Annotated in this window: 20 protein-coding genes; 11 read left to right on the forward strand and 9 right to left on the reverse strand. The window is 71.8% G+C overall.

All coding sequences use genetic code 11. The annotated features are described in order from the left end of the window. The first annotated feature begins 21 nt into the window (after positions 1-21). On the forward strand, positions 22-213 hold the full coding sequence (locus tag Nocox_RS03100) for a PspC domain-containing protein (protein ID WP_020543407.1): 192 nt from the start codon (positions 22-24) through the stop codon (positions 211-213). Here the strand turns inward: Nocox_RS03100 and Nocox_RS03105 are convergent. Further along, positions 198-1,049: an alpha/beta fold hydrolase gene (locus tag Nocox_RS03105; protein WP_020543408.1), complete on the reverse strand. Its 852-nt coding sequence runs from the start codon at positions 1,047-1,049 to the stop codon at positions 198-200. The genes Nocox_RS03100 and Nocox_RS03105 overlap by 16 nt on opposite strands. Before the next feature lie 64 nt (positions 1,050-1,113). Between Nocox_RS03105 and lipB the strand changes: the two genes are divergently transcribed. Beyond that, a complete protein-coding gene (gene lipB / locus Nocox_RS03110) occupies positions 1,114-1,752 on the forward strand; it encodes a lipoyl(octanoyl) transferase LipB (RefSeq protein ID WP_026214378.1) in 639 nt (212 codons plus the stop codon). 40 nt (positions 1,753-1,792) lie between these two features. Here the strand turns inward: lipB and Nocox_RS03115 are convergent, their stop codons facing one another. Both Nocox_RS03115 and Nocox_RS03120 read right to left on the reverse strand, forming a co-directional pair. Further along, complete coding sequence (locus Nocox_RS03115; RefSeq protein WP_020543410.1) at positions 1,793-3,325, reverse strand: amino acid permease; 1,533 nt, start codon at positions 3,323-3,325, stop codon at positions 1,793-1,795. Positions 3,326-3,484: 159 nt separating this feature from the next. Next, on the reverse strand, positions 3,485-4,030 hold the full coding sequence (locus Nocox_RS03120) for a type 1 glutamine amidotransferase domain-containing protein (protein ID WP_020543411.1): 546 nt from the start codon (positions 4,028-4,030) through the stop codon (positions 3,485-3,487). Positions 4,031-4,147: 117 nt separating this feature from the next. Here Nocox_RS03120 and Nocox_RS03125 point away from each other — a divergent pair, with 117 nt between their 5' ends. From Nocox_RS03125 to Nocox_RS03150, 6 genes are all read left to right on the forward strand, one after another. After that, positions 4,148-4,414 carry a heavy-metal-associated domain-containing protein gene (locus tag Nocox_RS03125; protein ID WP_020543412.1) on the forward strand — a complete coding sequence of 89 codons (267 nt, stop codon included), beginning with the start codon at positions 4,148-4,150 and terminating at the stop codon, positions 4,412-4,414. Between the two features lie 192 nt (positions 4,415-4,606). Next, positions 4,607-6,421, forward strand: coding sequence for an ABC transporter substrate-binding protein (locus Nocox_RS03130; protein ID WP_026214379.1), 1,815 nt, complete (start codon positions 4,607-4,609; stop codon positions 6,419-6,421). Continuing rightward, positions 6,418-7,470 carry an ABC transporter permease gene (locus tag Nocox_RS03135; RefSeq protein ID WP_020543414.1) on the forward strand — a complete coding sequence of 351 codons (1,053 nt, stop codon included), beginning with the start codon at positions 6,418-6,420 and terminating at the stop codon, positions 7,468-7,470. Before Nocox_RS03130 ends, Nocox_RS03135 begins: the two co-directional genes overlap by 4 nt. Further along, on the forward strand, positions 7,467-8,348 hold the full coding sequence (locus tag Nocox_RS03140) for an ABC transporter permease (protein WP_020543415.1): 882 nt from the start codon (positions 7,467-7,469) through the stop codon (positions 8,346-8,348). The genes Nocox_RS03135 and Nocox_RS03140 overlap by 4 nt, the downstream gene beginning before the upstream one ends. Next, positions 8,345-9,319, forward strand: a complete 975-nt coding sequence (locus tag Nocox_RS03145; protein WP_020543416.1) for an ABC transporter ATP-binding protein — start codon at positions 8,345-8,347, stop codon at positions 9,317-9,319. The genes Nocox_RS03140 and Nocox_RS03145 overlap by 4 nt, the downstream gene beginning before the upstream one ends. Then, positions 9,316-10,320 (forward strand): ABC transporter ATP-binding protein, encoded by a 1,005-nt coding sequence (locus Nocox_RS03150; protein ID WP_020543417.1) that lies wholly within the window; start codon positions 9,316-9,318, stop codon positions 10,318-10,320. Before Nocox_RS03145 ends, Nocox_RS03150 begins: the two co-directional genes overlap by 4 nt. On the opposite strand, the gene Nocox_RS03155 is transcribed toward Nocox_RS03150, so the two are convergent. Next, entirely contained in the window at positions 10,299-10,592 is a 294-nt protein-coding gene (locus tag Nocox_RS03155; RefSeq protein WP_020543418.1) for a response regulator transcription factor, read from the reverse strand. The two genes, Nocox_RS03150 and Nocox_RS03155, sit on opposite strands and share 22 nt — an antisense overlap. Positions 10,593-10,624: 32 nt before the next feature. Here Nocox_RS03155 and Nocox_RS03160 point away from each other — a divergent pair, with 32 nt between their 5' ends. Beyond that, on the forward strand, positions 10,625-11,059 hold the full coding sequence (locus Nocox_RS03160; protein ID WP_020543419.1) for an alpha/beta hydrolase: 435 nt from the start codon (positions 10,625-10,627) through the stop codon (positions 11,057-11,059). On the opposite strand, the gene Nocox_RS03165 is transcribed toward Nocox_RS03160, so the two are convergent. After that, positions 11,020-11,844 carry an NmrA family NAD(P)-binding protein gene (locus tag Nocox_RS03165; RefSeq protein WP_020543420.1) on the reverse strand — a complete coding sequence of 275 codons (825 nt, stop codon included), beginning with the start codon at positions 11,842-11,844 and terminating at the stop codon, positions 11,020-11,022. The genes Nocox_RS03160 and Nocox_RS03165 overlap by 40 nt on opposite strands. Before the next feature lie 58 nt (positions 11,845-11,902). Further along, positions 11,903-13,081, reverse strand: a complete 1,179-nt coding sequence (locus Nocox_RS03170; RefSeq protein WP_020543421.1) for an FAD-dependent monooxygenase — start codon at positions 13,079-13,081, stop codon at positions 11,903-11,905. A 60-nt stretch (positions 13,082-13,141) separates the two neighbouring features. Between Nocox_RS03170 and Nocox_RS03175 the strand changes: the two genes are divergently transcribed. Next, entirely contained in the window at positions 13,142-13,768 is a 627-nt protein-coding gene (locus Nocox_RS03175; RefSeq protein WP_020543422.1) for a TetR/AcrR family transcriptional regulator, read from the forward strand. 60 nt (positions 13,769-13,828) lie between these two features. On the opposite strand, the gene Nocox_RS03180 is transcribed toward Nocox_RS03175, so the two are convergent. From Nocox_RS03180 to Nocox_RS03190, 3 genes are read right to left on the reverse strand one after another with little or no spacing between them, the layout of a single operon-like run. Next, complete coding sequence (locus tag Nocox_RS03180; protein ID WP_020543423.1) at positions 13,829-14,467, reverse strand: maleylpyruvate isomerase N-terminal domain-containing protein; 639 nt, start codon at positions 14,465-14,467, stop codon at positions 13,829-13,831. A 19-nt stretch (positions 14,468-14,486) separates the two neighbouring features. Then, positions 14,487-14,801, reverse strand: coding sequence for a DMT family transporter (locus Nocox_RS03185; RefSeq protein ID WP_020543424.1), 315 nt, complete (start codon positions 14,799-14,801; stop codon positions 14,487-14,489). Then, complete coding sequence (locus tag Nocox_RS03190; RefSeq protein ID WP_020543425.1) at positions 14,798-15,463, reverse strand: FMN-dependent NADH-azoreductase; 666 nt, start codon at positions 15,461-15,463, stop codon at positions 14,798-14,800. Before Nocox_RS03190 ends, Nocox_RS03185 begins: the two co-directional genes overlap by 4 nt. Positions 15,464-15,538: 75 nt before the next feature. Here Nocox_RS03190 and Nocox_RS03195 point away from each other — a divergent pair, with 75 nt between their 5' ends. Next, positions 15,539-16,099, forward strand: a complete 561-nt coding sequence (locus tag Nocox_RS03195; protein WP_020543426.1) for a TetR/AcrR family transcriptional regulator — start codon at positions 15,539-15,541, stop codon at positions 16,097-16,099.

A 16,099-nucleotide genomic window follows, 5' to 3' on the forward strand; every position in this document is an offset into this window, starting at 1 on the left:
TCCAGAAACGGAAGGAACGACATGTACCGCTCCCGAGAGCACAGAATCCTCGCCGGCGTCTGCGGCGGCCTCGCCGACAAGCTGGGCATGCCCCCCACGCTGGTCCGGATCCTCTGGCTGCTCCTCTCCCTCATCCCCGGACCGCTCTGGGTCGTCTACGTCGCCATGTGGATCCTCGTCCCCGAGGAGCCCAAGGGTTACCGCACCGTCTGATCCAGCCAGTTCCGCAGCGTCTCGGCGAACCACAGGGGGTCGTCGAGCCACGGGAAGTGGCCGGCGCCGGGCTGCACCACGAGCCCGGCGCGGCGGAACAGGCGGGCGACCTCGGCCATGGCGGGGGGCGGGCCGGCCACGTCCGCCTCGCCGGCCAGCACGAGCACGGGCGCGTCGAGCGCCTTGAGCGCGGCGCGCGTGGCCGCCGGGTCGAAGGCGCCCTCGGCGCCGAACCCGGCCGCGGCCTTCCGGTTCAGCCGCCGTTCCCCCTCGGCGTGGTGGGCCCGCGCGGGCGCGTCCCAGCGCCCGTAGGTGAAGGGGGCGATGAGCGTGCCGTCGCCGGGCCGGCCCTCGCCCGCCGTGATCCGTTCGAGCGCCGCGTACGCCTCGGCGAACCAGGGCTCGGCGGCGCGTGAGCGGGCGACCTCGCGGCGCGCCTCCCCGGCGATGTCGACGCCGGTCGCCCGGGTGCTGGGGGTGATCAGGAGGAGGCGGGCGATCCTGGCGGGGTGGCGGGCGGCGTACTGGACGGCGAGGTTGGCGCCCCCGCAGTGGCCGAGGAGGTCGAGGCGGTCCTCGCCGAGGTGCGCGCGCAGCGCCTCCACGTCGGCGACCTGCCGGTCGCACCGGTACGTCGCGGCGTCGGCCGGCGTCGCGGACTCCCCGGTGCCGCGCGGGTCCAGGGTGATCACCCGCCGGTGCGCGGACAGCCCGCCCAGGTCGCCCAGGTACGCCGACGCCTGCGGCCCGCCCGGCAGGCAGACGAGCGGCCGGCCCCCGGAGCCGTGGACGTGGTAGGCGAGCGTGGTGCCGTCATGGGCGGCGAAAGTCGGCATAGCGGGCATTCTGGCAGGCGTCCCTGGCGTCCGCCGCGTTCCTGCGGCGGCTTATCCTCGAACCATGAGGGCAAGGCCGCTGACACTCCTCCAGGACGATCTCGTCGACTACGACCCCGCGATGGAGCGCATGACCGACCTCGTCGGGCAGCGCCAGCGGGACGAACGCCCCGACACGCTCTGGCTGCTCAGCCATCCGTCCGTCTACACCGTCGGCCGCCGCACCCCGGCCGACCACCTGCCCGACCCCTCGCACGGCATCCCCGTCGCCGAGACCGGCCGCGGCGGGCAGCTCACCTACCACGGCCCCGGGCAGCTCGTCGGCTACCTCGTCGTCAAGCTCGCCGAGGACGAGGGCATCGTCGACTACGTCCGCGAGGTGGAGCTGCGCCTGGTGGAGGCGCTGGGCAAGCTCGGGCTGCCGGCCGAGCGCCGCGACACCCCGCCCGGGTCGGAGCTGCTGACCGGCGTCTGGACGTCCGGCACCGGCCGCAAGATCATCTCCATCGGCATGCGGCAGAGCCGCGGCGTCACCAGCCACGGCTTCGCGCTCAACGTCGACGGCGACCTCACGCCGTGGAGCTGGGCGGTGGCCTGCGGCATGCCGGACGTCGACATGACCTCGCTCCAGCGCGAGCTGGGGACGGCCTCCATGGACGAGGTCCGCAAGGCCGTCGCCGAGGCGTTCGAGGCGTCCGCCTGAGGGCCTGCCCGCCCCGGCCGGCAGGCCCCCCGGAGGACGGTCAGACGGTCTCGGTCTCCTCGTCCACGGTCCGGCGCGGGCCGGTGAACCAGTGGCGGGCCGACAGGGTCCACCACAGCGCGATGAGGATGAGCACGACGCCCACCGCGATCGGCGCGTAGTTCACCGACGTCCAGGTGAAGCCGTCGCTGCCCGGCACGCCGGCGGGGCTGAACGGCATGATGAAGTAGATCGAGACGATGACGATCTCGACGCAGGCGATCCAGCAGAGCGCCTTGTACTTGCGTCCGAGGGTCCACGGACCCGGCTGGAAGGCGTCGCCCATGCGCAGGCGCAGCCAGATCGGGATGAGGAAGGCCAGATAGAGGCCGATGACCGCGATCGACACGACGGCGTAGAACGCGACGGGGGTGGTCAGCCCCGCGGGGGCGTAGAGGGCGGGCAGGGTGATGAGGGCGGCCACGACGCAGCCGGCGATGATGGCGTTGACGGGCGTGCGGTTGCGGTCCACCTTCGACCACAGCCGCCAGCCGGGCACCGCGCCGTCCCGCGAGAAGGCGTACGTCATCCGTGACATCGAGGTGACGCAGCTCATGCCGCAGAAGAACTGGCCGATGGTGGAGATGGCGAAGACGACCGTGGCGAGCGGCGAGGACAGCGCGGTCTCGAAGATGGCGCCGACGAATCCGCCCTGTTTGTTGAGCTCGTCCACGTTCGTGGCGGCGAACAGGAACGCCAGCAGCAGGATCCAGCCGCCGATCGCCGAGTAGAAGATCGACTGCCACAGGCCGCGGGCGGCGGTCCTGGCCGCGCCGTGGGTCTCCTCGGAGACGTGGGCGCAGGCGTCGAACCCGGTGATCGTGTACTGGGTGAGCAGGAAGCCGAGCGGCAGCACGTACAGCCAGAAGGGCAGGCCGTCGGAGCCGTCGCCGAAGCCGGAGTTGTTGTTGGTGCCGCCGAAGACGAAGCCGAGCGACTGGTGGTCGGAGGGGGCGAAGACCAGGATCGCGACGACGATCACGGCCCCGGCGACGTGCCACCAGACGCTCACGTTCTGCAGCAGCGAGATGAGCCGGTGGCTGAAGATGTTGATCAGGGCGTGCAGGGCGAGCACGATCACGAACAGCAGGAACGTCTGCGGGAGCGTGCCCGCCCAGGCGCCGCCGGTCAGGCGGGCGAGGACGATGTTGAGGAAGGTGGCGCAGCCGTAGTCGACCGACGCGGTGACGGCGATGAGCCCGATGAGGTTGAGCCAGCCGGTGAACCAGCCGTGGATCGGCTTGCCCATCTTGGCGGCCCACCAGTAGATGCCGCCCGCCGTCGGGTAGGCCGAGACCAGCTCGGCCATGCAGAACCCGATGATGAGGATGAACAGCGAGATCACCGGCCAGCCCCACGAGATGGCGATGGGGCCGCCGTTGTTCCAGGCCTGTCCGAAGGTCGTGAAGCAGCCGGCGAGGATCGAGATGATGGAGAAGGAGATGGCGAAGTTCGAGAATCCGCTCCAGGTGCGGGCCAGCTCTTGCTTGTAGCCGAGCTCGGCGAGTCGCCTGGAATCCTCGTCAACGGACATGAGGTCTCCCTGGGGGGCGCGGAGGACGCTCTGTTTGGTCTACGTCTAGACCATTTCCTGCCGTGGGACAAGGAGTTACAGGCGAGTTTCGATCTCGTCAGGGCCGGACGACGACGGCCGGCGACCTCCAGGAGGAGGTCACCGGCCGTCTGCCGCGCGTCACTGGCCGAACACGTCGGTCGCCGCCTGGCAGAAAGCCTTCAGGTCGTCCGGCTTGCGGCTGGTGACGAGGGTGTTCGGGCCCTCGGTGTCCACCACGACCTCCTGGTCGACCCAGGTGGCGCCGGCGTTGCGGAGGTCGGTCTGGAGGCTGGGCCACGAGGTCATCGTGCGTCCGCGGACCACGTCCGCCTCGACCAGCGTCCAGGGCGCGTGGCAGATGGCCGCGACCGGCTTGCCGGTGTCGAAGAAGGTGTGGACGAACCGGACGGCGGCCGGCTGCGTGCGCAGGAAGTCCGGGTTGGCCACGCCTCCGGGCAGCACGAGGCCGTCGAAGGAGGCCGGGTCGGCCTCGTCCACCGTTTCGTCCACGGCGAACTCGTCGGCCTTGTCCAGGTGGTTGAATCCCTGGATCTGCCCGGAGTCGGTGGAGATCAGCCGGGGCGTGCCGCCCGCCTGCTTGACCGCCTTCCACGGTTCGGTGAGCTCCACCTGCTCCACGCCCTCGGGCGCGACGAGAAAGGCGATGGTCTTGCCGTTCAGCATGTGAACTCCCCTATGAGTAGCCGTTTTCTCCCCTCTATCCGGGCATGCCGGATGTATGCGTCTTTACCCTAGGGGGGTATAGTGCCCGAGGAACGTCACTGTGAGGAGGGAGTCGTCATGACCGTCACGACCTATCAGGTGGAAGGCATGACCTGCGGCCACTGCGTGAGCTCGGTGACCGAGGAGGTCGGCAAGGTGGCCGGTGTGAGCGGGGTCCAGGTGGACCTGGCGTCCGGGGCCGTGACCGTGACGAGCGCCGCGCCGCTCGACGCGGACGCGGTCGAGGCCGCCGTCAAGGAGGCGGGCTACGAGCTGGCCGGCCGGATCGAGCTGCTGCCCCAGGCGGGCGGCGGGTGCTGCGGCGGCTCCTGCGGCTGCGGCTGACCGCCAGGCCCGCCGGGAGGGGTCCGGGGGCCGCGCGGACGGCCCCCATCGCCCTCGGTGCCACGGGCACTGAAAATTTACACCGCTAAAGGATACGAAGATGAAACAATTTTCCGTCTTTCGTTGACACGCGGTCTCCGTATGGTGTGCCTTTCCATACACAGGAAAACCCCGCCTGAAGGTGAGGCACTCATGAGGAAATGGCTCGCGCGCTTCGTAGCGCTGGGCGTGGCGGTGTTAGTAGCAGGTCAGGGGACCACAGCGGCCCTTGCGCAGGACCCGGCGGCGGGGAAGAAGATCTTCAGGGTCGGCGCGACGCAGTCCATGGACTCGATGAACCCGTTCCTCGCGGTCCGGCTGGTCTCGACCTCCATCCACCGCTGGATGTACGGCTACCTGACGGTGCCCGACCCGAAGACCCTTGCCCCCAGCCCCGACCTCGCCGAATCGTGGACGACGTCGGAGGACGGGCTCACCTGGACGTTCAAGATCCGCCAGGCGAAGTGGTCCGACGGCCAGCCGGTCACGGCTGAGGACGCCGCCTGGACGTTCAACAAGATGATGACCGACGAGGCCGCCAAGACGGCGAACGGCCCCGCGGTGGAGAACTTCGAGACGGTCACGGCCAACGGCCAGGACCTCGTCATCAAGCTGAAGGCGCCGCAGGCGTCCATGCTGGAGAACCCGGTGCCGATCATGCCCAAGCACGCTTGGGAGTCGGTCACCGACATGGCCAACTACGACGCCGAGAAGTACCCCTCGGTGAGCAGCGGGCCCTACATCGCGGTCGAGCACAAGAAGGACCAGTACGTCAAGCTGCAGGCCAACCCCAACTACTGGCGGGGCAAGCCCAAGATCGACGAGCTCCAGGTCATCTTCTACGACAACCCGCAGGCCGCCGTCGCCGGCCTGAAGAAGGGCGACATCGACCTGCTCGGCCGGATGACCCCGCAGGAGTTCGAGGCCATCCAGAACGACCCGAACATCGAGGCCTGGAACACCCAGGGCCGGCGCGCGGCGTACCTGCAGGTCAACCACGGCGCCACCACGACCGACGGCAAGGCCGTCGGCGACGGTCACCCGGCGCTGAAGGACGTCAAGGTCCGCCAGGCCGTGCACTACGCCATCGACAAGCAGAAGCTCGTCGACGAGGTCCAGAACGGCCTCGCCAAGCCCGCCGACGGCTCGATCGTGCCGCCGATGTACAAGGACTGGTTCTGGGAGGCCACCGGCGAGGAGAAGGTCACCTACGACCCCGCCAAGGCCAACCAGATCCTCGACGACGCGGGCTACAAGAAGGGCTCCGACGGCGTCCGCACGATGCCCGACGGCAAGCGCAAGCTGGAGTTCCGCTTCACCATCCACACCGACACGCCGGTCGAGGACAAGCTCGCCGAATACCTGACCGCCTTCCTCAAGGAGGTCGGCATCACGGTCACCACGGTCAAGCTGGACTCCAGCAAGTTCACCGAGGAGACCGGCACCACCGGCAACTTCGACATCGCGATCAGCGGCTGGTCCGTCAACCCCGACCCGGAGGAGGTCCTGGCCACGCACCTGTGCAGCCGGCGGCCGGCTCCGAACGGCGAGGGCGGCGGCACGGAGTCCTTCTTCTGCGACGACACCTTCGAGAAGCTCTACCAGGACCAGCTCAAGGAGCTGGACCGGCCCAAGCGCGTCGAGCTGATCAAGCAGATGCAGGAGCGGCTCTACACCCAGGCGCCGATCATCGCCATCTACTACACCAACGACCTTGAGGGCTACCGCAAGGACAAGGTCACCAGCATCACCCCGATCCCCGAGGACAAGGGCCTGCTCTACGGCGGCAGCGGCTACTGGCCGTTCTACACCGTGGACGTCAAGGCCGCCGCGGCGGCCGGCGCGAGCGGCGAGAGCGGCTCGAACACCGGGCTCATCGCCGGGATCGTCGGCGTCGTGGTGATCCTCGGCCTGGGTGCCTTCTTCCTGACGAGGCGGCGCAAGAGCACCGCAGACGAACGCGAATGACCACACCTCTCGAGTCAGCGGAGCCCGCCGTCCAGGCGGCGGGCCCCGCGGACGACCGCCCCGCCCGCCGTGGCACGCTGCGTTACGCGGCGTCCAAGGCAGGCGGGGCGCTGTTCAGCATCGCCATGGTGATCGTCGGGACGTTCTTCCTTTTCCGCATGCTTCCCGGTGATCCCGTACGCAACCTGGCGCAGGGCCGCAACATGACCCCTGCGCAGCTCGACCTGGAACGTCGCCGGCTGGGCCTGGACAAGCCGCTGATCGACCAGTTCTTCGACTTCGTCGGCAAGACCCTCCGGCTCGACCTCGGCACCTCCTACGAGTACAAGCGGCCGGTGCTCGACCTCATCGGCGAGCGCATCGGCCCGACGCTGCTGCTCGCCGGCACCGGGCTGGTCATCGCGGTCAGCCTCGGCATCTGGCAGGGCACCCGCGCCGGCTGGCGGCACGGCACCCGCTTCGACCGCTTCTCCACCGGCCTGTCGCTGGTGCTGTGGTCGGTGCCGACGTTCTGGCTCGGGCTGCTGCTCATGATGGTGCTCGGCGTCGGCATCGGGCCGATCCCCGGGCTGTTCCCGTTCAGGGGCATCGAGAGCGTGGACGCGCCCGACGGGTTCGCGTACGTGCTGGACGTCGCCTCGCACATGGTGCTGCCCTGCCTGACGCTGGTCGCCGTCGTCTACGCCCAGTACCTGCTCGTCATGCGCTCGTCGCTGCTGGAGGAGGTCGGGCAGGACTACGTCACCGTGGCGCGGGCCAAGGGGCTGCGCGACGACGACGTGCGGCGGCGGCACGCCGTGCCCAACGCGCTGCTGCCGACCGTGACGCTGGTGTTCATGCGGATCGGGTTCGTCGTGGGCGGCGCGGTCACCGTCGAGACCATCTTCACCTGGCCCGGCCTCGGGCAGCTCTTCTACGAGGCGGTGCGGGTGCCGGACTTCACGCTCATGCAGGGCACGTTCCTGCTGATCACGGTCGCCGTGATCCTCATGAACACGCTGGCCGACGTGGTCTACCACATCCTCGACCCGAGAGTGAGGTCGGCATGACGAGCCTCGCCGCGACGCGGCGCCGCCTCGCGCTGAGCCGCTTCTGGGCCGACTTCCGCACCCATCGGGCCGGGCTCGCCGGCGGGGTGATCCTGCTGGTCGCCGTGCTGCTCGCGCTCGTCGCCCCGCTGTTCATCAGCGAGAACGTGACCAGCGTCGTCGAGGGCACCGGCCAGAAGTTCGCGCCGCCCAGCCTCGCCGAGCCGTTCGGCACCGACGAGTCGGGCCGCTCGATCCTGCTCATGGTGTGGTGGGGCTCGCGCACGTCGCTGCTCATCGGCTTCCTCGCCGCGCTGCTCAGCGTCGTCATCGGCCTCGTGGTCGGCGTCGCGGCCGGGCACTTCCGCGGCTGGGTCGGCGGCGCGCTGATGCGGATCACCGACTGGTTCCTGGTGCTGCCGTCGCTGGTGACGGCGCTCGTGCTGGCGGCGATCCTGGGCGGCAGCACACTGACGATCGTCACCGCGATCGCGATCACGACCTGGCCCTCGACCGCCCGGCTGATCCGCGCCCAGACGCTCGCCGTCGAGGCCCGCCCCTACATCGAGCGCTCCAAGGCGCTCGGCGCGGGGCACTGGCACATCACCACCCGGCACGTGCTGCCCAACGTGGCCCCGCTGCTGCTGGCCAGCACCACGCTGGAGGTGGCCAGCGCGATCGTGACCGAGTCCACGCTCGCCTTCCTCGGCGCCAGCGCCAACAAGACGTCCTGGGGCACGATGCTGCGCGCCTCCTACGACTTCGGCGCCGCCACCAACGCGGCCTGGTGGTACATCCTCATCCCCGGCCTGGCCATCCTCATCGTCGTCATGGCGTTCACCCTCATGGGGCGGGCGCTGGAGGCCGTGCTCAACCCCCAGCTCAGGAGGAAGGCGTGAGTCTCCTCGAACTCGATGACGTGTCGGTGACGTACCGCATCGCCGCGGGCGAGGTGCCCGCGGTGCGCGGCGTGTCGCTGACCCTCGACTCCGGAGCGGCGCTCGGAGTCGCCGGCGAGTCGGGATCCGGCAAGTCGACGCTGGCCATGGCGCTGCTCCGGCTCCTGCCCCGGGACGCGCGCGTCGACGGCCGGATCCTCCTCGGCGGCGAGGACATCGCCGCCATGACGTGGGGACGCCTGCGGGCCGTGCGCTGGGCGGAGGCGTCGATCGTCTTCCAGGGCGCGCAGCACGGGCTCAACCCCGTGCGCAGGATCGGCGACCAGATCGCCGAGCCGCTGCTCGTCCACGGCCTGGCCAAGCCCGAGGGCGCCCGCAAGCGGGTGACCGAGCTGCTCGAACAGGTCGGCCTGCCGGCCTGGCGGGCGCGCAGCTACCCGCACGAGCTGTCGGGCGGCCAGCGACAGCGCGTGATGATCGCAATGGCGCTGGCCTGCTCGCCGCGGCTGATCATCGCCGACGAGCCGACCACCGCGCTCGACGTCATGGTCCAGGCGCAGGTCCTGACGCTGATCAAGGAGCTGGTCGCCGAGCACGGCATCTCGCTGATCATGATCTCGCACGACCTGTCGGTGCTCGCCGACGTCTGCGACCAGCTCGCGGTCATGTACGCCGGCCGCGTCGTCGAGCACGGCCCCTCCGCGCAGGTCTTCCACGACCCGCGGCACCCGTACGCGAAGGCGCTGGCGGCGGCGTTCCCGACCGTGGGCGACCCGGCCTCGCGCATGGCGCCCCAGGGGCTCGGCGGCGACCCGCCCGACCCCATGCAGCTCCCGACCGGCTGCGCCTTCCACCCGCGCTGCCCGGTCGCGCTGCCGGAATGCGCGAGCACCGACGTGGAGCTCTGGCCGGCCGGTCCCGGCCGCGTCGCGGCCTGCGTGCACGTACGGGCCAAGGAGGAAGCCTCATGACCGAGACGCAGACCCCCGCCGAGGCGGTCGAGACCTCGCGGCCCACCCTGCTGGAGGCCCGCGACCTGCGCGTGGAGTTCAGCTCGCGGGGCCGCAGGGCGCGCGCCGTCGACGGCGTCAACCTGGCCATCGGCAAGGGCGAGATCGTCGCGCTGGTCGGCGAGTCGGGCTGCGGCAAGACCACGCTCGCCCGCACCCTGCTCGGCCTCGAACGCCCCACCGCCGGCGAGGTCCGCTTCGACGGGGCCGCGCTCGACTACCGGGCGCGGGCGCTCAAGGCGTACCGCCGGCAGGTCCAGCTCGTCCTCCAGGACCCGATGGGCTCGCTCAACCCCCGCCACACCGTGTACGAGGCCGTCGCCGAGGGCCCCCGCATCCACGGCCTCGCCGACGAGCGGGACGTCGTGGCCACGGCCCTGTCCCGCGCCGGGCTCCGGCCGCCGGACCGGTTCTTCCTGCGCCACCCGCACGAGCTGTCCGGCGGGCAGCGGCAGCGCGTGGTGATCGCGGGCGCGCTGGCCCTCGATCCGAAGGTGCTGATCGCCGACGAGCCGGTGGCCTCCCTGGACGCCTCCGTACGCGGCGAGATCCTGGCGCTGCTGCTCCGGCTGCGCGCCGAGCTGGGGCTGTCGGCGCTGGTCGTCACGCACGACCTCGGGCTGGCGTGGAACATCGCCGACCGGGTCGCCGTGATGTACCTCGGCAGGATCGTCGAGTCGGGGCCGGTCGAGCAGGTGCTGACCGCGCCGCGGCACCCGTACACGCAGGCGCTGCTGTCGGTGCTGCCGGAGTCGCCGGAACGGGTGGTGCTGACCGGCGAGCCGCCGGACCCGACCCGCATCCCCGGCGGGTGCCGCTTCCACGCCCGCTGCCAGGTGCTCGCCTCGGGGCGGGCGGCCGAGGCCGGGGTGGACGGCAGGTGCCGTACGGAGCCGCCGGCCGTCCTGCCCGCCGTCGCCGGGGCGCAGGCGGCCTGCCACTACGCGGACGTGTCCGGCTGACCGAGATCGGCGTCGTGCACCAGGATGGCCGCCTGGACCCGGTTGGCCAGGCCCAGCTTGGCCAGCACCCGGCTGACGTGCGCCTTGACCGTGGCCTCGGTGAGGCGCAGCTCGCGGCCGATCTCGGCGTTGGACAGGCCGCGGGCCAGGGCTCTGATCACGTCCTCCTCGCGGCCGGGCAGCCCGGCAGGCGGCGACCCGGGAGCACGGTCGGTGGCACGGTCGGTGGCCCGGTCGGTGGCCCGGTCGGTGGCACGGAGCACGCCGAGCACGTCGCGCAGGTTCGCCAGCGCCTCGCCATTCGATGGGCGGCAACAGCTCCGCCGCCGCCCTGGCGACGGACCGCCGCCTGAAGGCCGGCGCCAACCTGGACGGGACCTTCTTCCCGCCGGTGAAGCGGCTGGACCGGCCGTTCCTGATGATCGGCGCTCCGCGCACGCACGCCTGGGACGGCACCGACGACTCCTGGAAGAAGTCCTGGGCCCATCTGAAGGGCCCGAAGAAGTGGATCACGATCGCCGGCACCGACCACTCCGCCTTCGTCGACTACGCGGTGCTGCGGCCCCGGCTCGGCCTCCCCGCGCAGGAGCTCGACGGCGCGCGGGCGCTCCGGATCACCCGCGACCATCTCGCGGCCTTCCTTGACCGCCACCTGCGGGGGCGGACGACGCCGGTCCCCGCCTATCCCGAGGTCGCCGATCAGGGGCGGAAGGCGGCGGCGTTCTCCTCGGCCCACTGACGGAAGCTCCTGGCGTCCCGGCCGGTGACCTCCTTGACGGTCGGGACGACGGTGTAGCCGACCTCCGGCGTCTCGCCGAGCGCGTGGACCAGGAACTCGACGGTCTCCTCGCCCATGCCGTCGGCGCGCCACTTGGCGCGGGCCTCGTCCACGGTGAGCTCGACGAAGCGCACGTCCCTGCCGACGGCGCCGGCGAGGATCGCGACCTTCTCCCTGAGCGTGATCGCCTCCGGGCCGGTCAGCACGTACGTGCGCCCGCCGTGCCCGCCCTCGACGAGCACGGTCGCGGCGACGGCGGCGATGTCGCGCTCGTGCACCAGCGCGCTCAGCCGGTCGCCGAACGGCTCCTTGATGACGCCTTCCGTCCGGACCGTCTCCGCCCACCAGCGCAGCGTGTTGGACATGAACTCGACAGGGTGCAGCAGCGTCCACTCGATGCCGCTGCCGGCGAGCGCCCGCTCCAGGTCGCCCTCCTCGCGCCCGCCAAGCACGGTGGCCCGCCGCACGCCGGCCTCGGCGGCCAGCTCGACCAGGGCGGCGCCGTCGGGGAGCGGGGCGTAGTCGTCGCCCGCGAAGGTGATGAGGTGCGCGGCCTCGACCCCGTCGAAGACGCCCGCCAGCTCGGCGGGCCGGGCGAGGTCGCCCGCGACCACCTCGACGCCCTCGGGCAGGCCGGCCGTGTCGGGGTTCCTGGTCAGGGCGCGGACCCGCTGCCCGGCGGCGAGCAGCTCCTCGACGAGGAGGCGGCCGACGGTCCCGGTGGCGCCGGTGACGAGAACGGTCATGGTGAACCCTTCCTTCGGAACGGAACGTTCTGCTCTTATATTAGCAGAACGGAATGGTTCATTCCATGTAATCCTTGAGCGTGATGGCGTTCGCCGCCTGCCGGATCGGCCCGGCGACGCGCTCCACCACGCGGTCGCGGCCCGGCAGGCGGGGGAGCAGCCGGATCATCGCGAGCTGGAACCACAGCGCCAGCCGTGACGGGATCACCATGCCCTTGAGGTTGGCGTCCGCCAGCGCCTGGTTGGCCGCGACGAAGCCGCGCAGCTCCCGCTCGTAGCCCTCCGGGCCACGGCCCGCCGCCAGCTCGCCGGCCAGCACGTACGCCCCCACGATCGCCAGGCTCGTGCCCTGCCCCGAGGCGGGGGAGGCGCAGTACGCCGCGTCGCCGAGCAGCACGACCCGCCCCTTCGACCAGCGGTCCATCCGGATCTGGCAGACCGCGTCGAAGTAGAGGTCGTCGGCCTCGCGCACCGCGTCGAGCAGGCGCGGCACCTCCCAGCGCATCCCGGACATGGCCTCGGCCAGCAGCTCCTTCTGCCGCTCGACGTCCCGGTGGTCGTAGACGAGCGCCGGGGACGACCAGATGAACGCGGCCCGCGCCACGCCGTCGTCCTGGCGGGTGCTGTAGACGTTGGCGGTGCGGCCGGGCGCCGCGTGCACCGCCTCCTCGCGGTCCAGGCCGAGCGGGTCGGGCACCGAGCAGATCGAGATGTAGTGGCCGAGGTGGCGCACGAAACGCTCCTCGGGGCCGAACGCCAGCCCGCGCACGTTGGAGTGCGCGCCGTCGGCCCCGACCACCAGGTCGAACGCGCGGGGGAGCGAACGTTCGAAGGTGACCGTGCCGTCCTCGGCGACGGCCGTGATCGAGTCGTCGAAGACGTACTCGACCTCGTCGCGGGTCAGCTCGTACAGCAGCTCGTTGAGGTCGCCGCGCATGATCTCGACGTCGTCGCCGGTGCGCCCGCCGAACAGGTCGGCGTCCATGGTCGCGACCTTCTTGCCGGCGGCGTCGTAGTGGGTGGCGACGCGCATGTCCGTGGCGCGGGCGCGGACCGCGTCCATGAGGCCCATGCGCTCGATCACCCGCAGCGCCGCGCCCCGGATGTCCACCTTGTAGCCGCCGGCGCGGACGGCGGGGGCCCGCTCGACCACGGTGACGGTGAAGCCGTGGCGGCGCAGCCAGTAGGCCGCGGACGTGCCGGCGATGCTCGCGCCGGAGATGAGGATGTTCGCCATGCCGCCGACGGTACAGGCGTCTTAGACGCTTGTCTAGGACGCTTGTGCTACTCTGACGGCATGGGAAACAGGGAGGACCTGCTGGCGGGCGCCAAGCGATGCCTGGTCGAGAAGGGCTACACCCGCACCACGGCGCGCGACGTCGCGAAAGCGTCGGGCGTGAGCCTCGCGGCCATCGGCTACCACTTCAAGTCGAAGGAGGCGCTGCTCAACGAGGCGCTGTTCGAGGTCATGCGGGAGTGGGGCGAGGAGCTGGCGGCCACGCTGTCGGCCGAGGCCGAGCCGGGCGCGGACCGGCTGGAGCGCTTCGCCGTCGCCTGGGACCGGGTGCTGGAGTCGTTCGGGCGGCTGCGACCGCTGTGGGTGACGCAGCTCGAACTCCTGGGGCAGGTCGAGCACCTGCCGGAGGTGCGCGAGCAGCTCGCCGCCGCGAACCGGGAGGCCCAGGCCGGGCTCGCCGAGCTGTTCGACGGCGGTGAGCCCGGCGGTGAGCCCGGCGGTGAGCCCGGCGGTGAGCCCGGCGGTGAGCCCGGCGGTGAGCCCGGCGCCGACCCCGAGCGGGCGCGGCTGACCGGGGCGCTCTACCAGGCGCTGCTCACCGGGTTCCTGGCCCAGTGGCTGCTCGATCCGGAGCGGGCCCTGTCGGGCCGGGAGGTGGCCACCGCCCTGCGCCTGGTGACCGCCTGAGCCCCCGGCCGGGGCCCTGCTACTCCCTGGTCCGGGGGCGGGTCGCGGGGCCGGGAGGTGTCAGAAGGCGCTGATCGTGGCCGGGGCGCGTTCGGCGCGGCTGAGCGCGCGGATGACCGCCGTCGCGCCGTGCCGGTGCACCGCCAGCCGGGCCAGCAGCTCGACCACCGGCTCGATGACCTCCGGCGGCAGGGCGGGCGTCTCGACGCCCACGCTCGCGGCCAGGTCGTCGGCGTGCACCGCCAGCTCGACCAGGCGGGTGAGCAGGAAGTCGTCCAGGGTGAGCGCCCAGCCGGACCACTTCAAGTGGACCACCCGGTCGGCGGGCTCGGCGGGCAGCGCGGCGATCTGCGCGTCGAGCAGCGCCCGCGTCCGCTCGATCAGTGCGGCCGGTCCGTCGGCCGCGGCGGCCTCGCCGCCCCGCCGGATGCCGACGTTGGTCTCGTGGTCGAGGCCCGCCTCCACCCACGGCGAACGCGAGTAGTGCTCCAGCAGGCCGATCGGCTCGTGGCCGGCGCCGTCCGAGTCGAGCACGTCGCGGACCCGGACGACCTGGTGCGCCAGATGCCCTGCCAGCCCCGCCACGCTGAACTCGGTGAGCGCGCTCGGCTTGTCCCAGGCCGCCGCCACGGCCGCCTGGCTGAGCAGCGACACCGCCGACGTCGCGGCTGTCACGTACGACTTCCTGATCTCCGCCATCGCTCGCCCTTCGATCGTGTCAGGCCGTGATCCGGGCCAACACTATCCCTCCCACGATCAGCGCGAGCGCCGCCATCCGCCCCACGGACACGGGGTCGTCGTGGAGCACCACGCCGAGCGTGATCGCGCCGGCCGCGCCGATGCCGGTGAAGACCGCGTACGCGGTGCCGACCGGCAGGGTGTTCATGGCCCGCGACAGCAGCCAGACGGCGGCGGCCATGAGCAGCAGGCTGACCAGCGTGGGCAGCGGGCGGGTGAAGTTCTGGGTCGGCTTGATGCTCTGCGACCAGGCCACCTCGACCAGCCCGGCCAGCAGCAGGACGAGCCAGCTCACGACGCCGCCTCCTCCGACGCCGCCTCCTCGCGGGCCTGGGCGCGGACCTGGGCGAGGGCCGCGGCCAGGGACTCCTCGTGCCGTTCCCGCAGGTGGGCGAGCGCCGGGTCGAGACGGGCGTTGACCAGCTCGGCGTGGACGAACGTCACGTCCTCGACCTGGAAGTGCCCCTTGAGGAAGTCGCGCAGGTAGCGCTCCTCGTGGTCGTACGGCTCGCGGGGGGAGCCGGGGCCGTACGCGCCGCCCCGCGCCCCGGTCACCACGAACGAGCGGCCGGCCAGCGACATCTTGGGGAAGGTGATCTGGTCGAGCCACGCCTTGAGCGACGACGGGATCGAGTAGTTGTACATCGGCGTGCCGATCAGCACGACGTCGGCGGCGACGACCTCGGCGAGCAGCGGCTCGACGATCGCCCAGGCGGCCCGCCGAGCGGGCGTGCGGGCCGCCTCCGGGTAGCGGGCGGGGTCGGTGATCTCGTGCTCCAGGATGTGGTCGCACAGTTCCGTCCACGCCTCGCCGATGTGCGGCACGGGGCGGGCGGCGAGGTCGCGGTAGACGTAGCCGGCTCCGGGGTGGGCGGCTCGCCAGGCGTCGGCGTACTCGGCGGACAGCAGGCGTGAGAACGAGTTCCGGCGCGCGCTGGCGTCCAGGTGCAGCAGCATGAGGGATCTCCCAGCTATGTGGACACTGTGTCCACTTGACTATAACCGGACGCCGTGTCCACCTACAATGGGCGTGTGGAGAGAGCCGACGCCGCCCGCAACCGGGCCAGGATCCTCGAGGCCGCGGCCGCGCTCTTCGCCGAGCGCCCGCCGCAGGACGTGACGATGGACGACATCGCCAAGAGAGCCGGCGTGGGCCGGGGCACGCTCTACCGCCGCTACCCCGACCGCGCCTCGATCGCCGTCGCGCTGCTCGACGAGCACGAGCGCGAGCTGCAGGAGCGGTTGCTGCGCGGCAAGCCGCCGCTCGGCCCGGGCGCGCCGCCCGCCGACCGGCTCGCCGCCTTCTACGCCGCGATGGTGCGCCTGCTGGAGGACCACGCCCACCTGGTGCTGGGCACGGAGGTGGGGCGTTCGCGCTTCGAGACCGGCGCGTACGGCTTCTGGCGGGCCCACGTGCGGGCCCTGCTGGTGGCGGCCGGCACACCCGGCCCGGACGCGCTGGTGGAGGTGCTGCTCGCCCCCCTCGCCCCCGAGGTGTACGGCTACCAGCGCACCCGGCTCGGCCTCACCCCCGGCCGGATCACCGAGGCGCTCACCCGCCTGACCGGCGTGCTCGGGCCGGGATCCCCGTGA

Source organism: Nonomuraea coxensis DSM 45129, from assembly GCF_019397265.1.
GTDB classification, from domain to species: domain Bacteria; phylum Actinomycetota; class Actinomycetes; order Streptosporangiales; family Streptosporangiaceae; genus Nonomuraea; species Nonomuraea coxensis.

Bases quoted from the DNA above. Each gene is read 5' to 3' on its own strand.
- Nocox_RS03100 (WP_020543407.1), top strand. From the start codon at position 22: ATGTACCGCTCCCGAGAGCACAGAATCCTCGCCGGCGTCTGCGGCGGC.
- Nocox_RS03105 (WP_020543408.1), bottom strand. From the start codon at position 1,049: ATGCCGACTTTCGCCGCCCATGACGGCACCACGCTCGCCTACCACGTC.
- lipB (WP_026214378.1), top strand. From the start codon at position 1,114: ATGAGGGCAAGGCCGCTGACACTCCTCCAGGACGATCTCGTCGACTAC.
- Nocox_RS03115 (WP_020543410.1), bottom strand. From the start codon at position 3,325: ATGTCCGTTGACGAGGATTCCAGGCGACTCGCCGAGCTCGGCTACAAG.
- Nocox_RS03120 (WP_020543411.1), bottom strand. From the start codon at position 4,030: ATGCTGAACGGCAAGACCATCGCCTTTCTCGTCGCGCCCGAGGGCGTG.
- Nocox_RS03125 (WP_020543412.1), top strand. From the start codon at position 4,148: ATGACCGTCACGACCTATCAGGTGGAAGGCATGACCTGCGGCCACTGC.
- Nocox_RS03130 (WP_026214379.1), top strand. From the start codon at position 4,607: ATGAGGAAATGGCTCGCGCGCTTCGTAGCGCTGGGCGTGGCGGTGTTA.
- Nocox_RS03135 (WP_020543414.1), top strand. From the start codon at position 6,418: ATGACCACACCTCTCGAGTCAGCGGAGCCCGCCGTCCAGGCGGCGGGC.
- Nocox_RS03140 (WP_020543415.1), top strand. From the start codon at position 7,467: ATGACGAGCCTCGCCGCGACGCGGCGCCGCCTCGCGCTGAGCCGCTTC.
- Nocox_RS03150 (WP_020543417.1), top strand. From the start codon at position 9,316: ATGACCGAGACGCAGACCCCCGCCGAGGCGGTCGAGACCTCGCGGCCC.
- Nocox_RS03160 (WP_020543419.1), top strand. From the start codon at position 10,625: ATGGGCGGCAACAGCTCCGCCGCCGCCCTGGCGACGGACCGCCGCCTG.
- Nocox_RS03165 (WP_020543420.1), bottom strand. From the start codon at position 11,844: ATGACCGTTCTCGTCACCGGCGCCACCGGGACCGTCGGCCGCCTCCTC.
- Nocox_RS03170 (WP_020543421.1), bottom strand. From the start codon at position 13,081: ATGGCGAACATCCTCATCTCCGGCGCGAGCATCGCCGGCACGTCCGCG.
- Nocox_RS03175 (WP_020543422.1), top strand. From the start codon at position 13,142: ATGGGAAACAGGGAGGACCTGCTGGCGGGCGCCAAGCGATGCCTGGTC.
- Nocox_RS03180 (WP_020543423.1), bottom strand. From the start codon at position 14,467: ATGGCGGAGATCAGGAAGTCGTACGTGACAGCCGCGACGTCGGCGGTG.
- Nocox_RS03190 (WP_020543425.1), bottom strand. From the start codon at position 15,463: ATGCTGCTGCACCTGGACGCCAGCGCGCGCCGGAACTCGTTCTCACGC.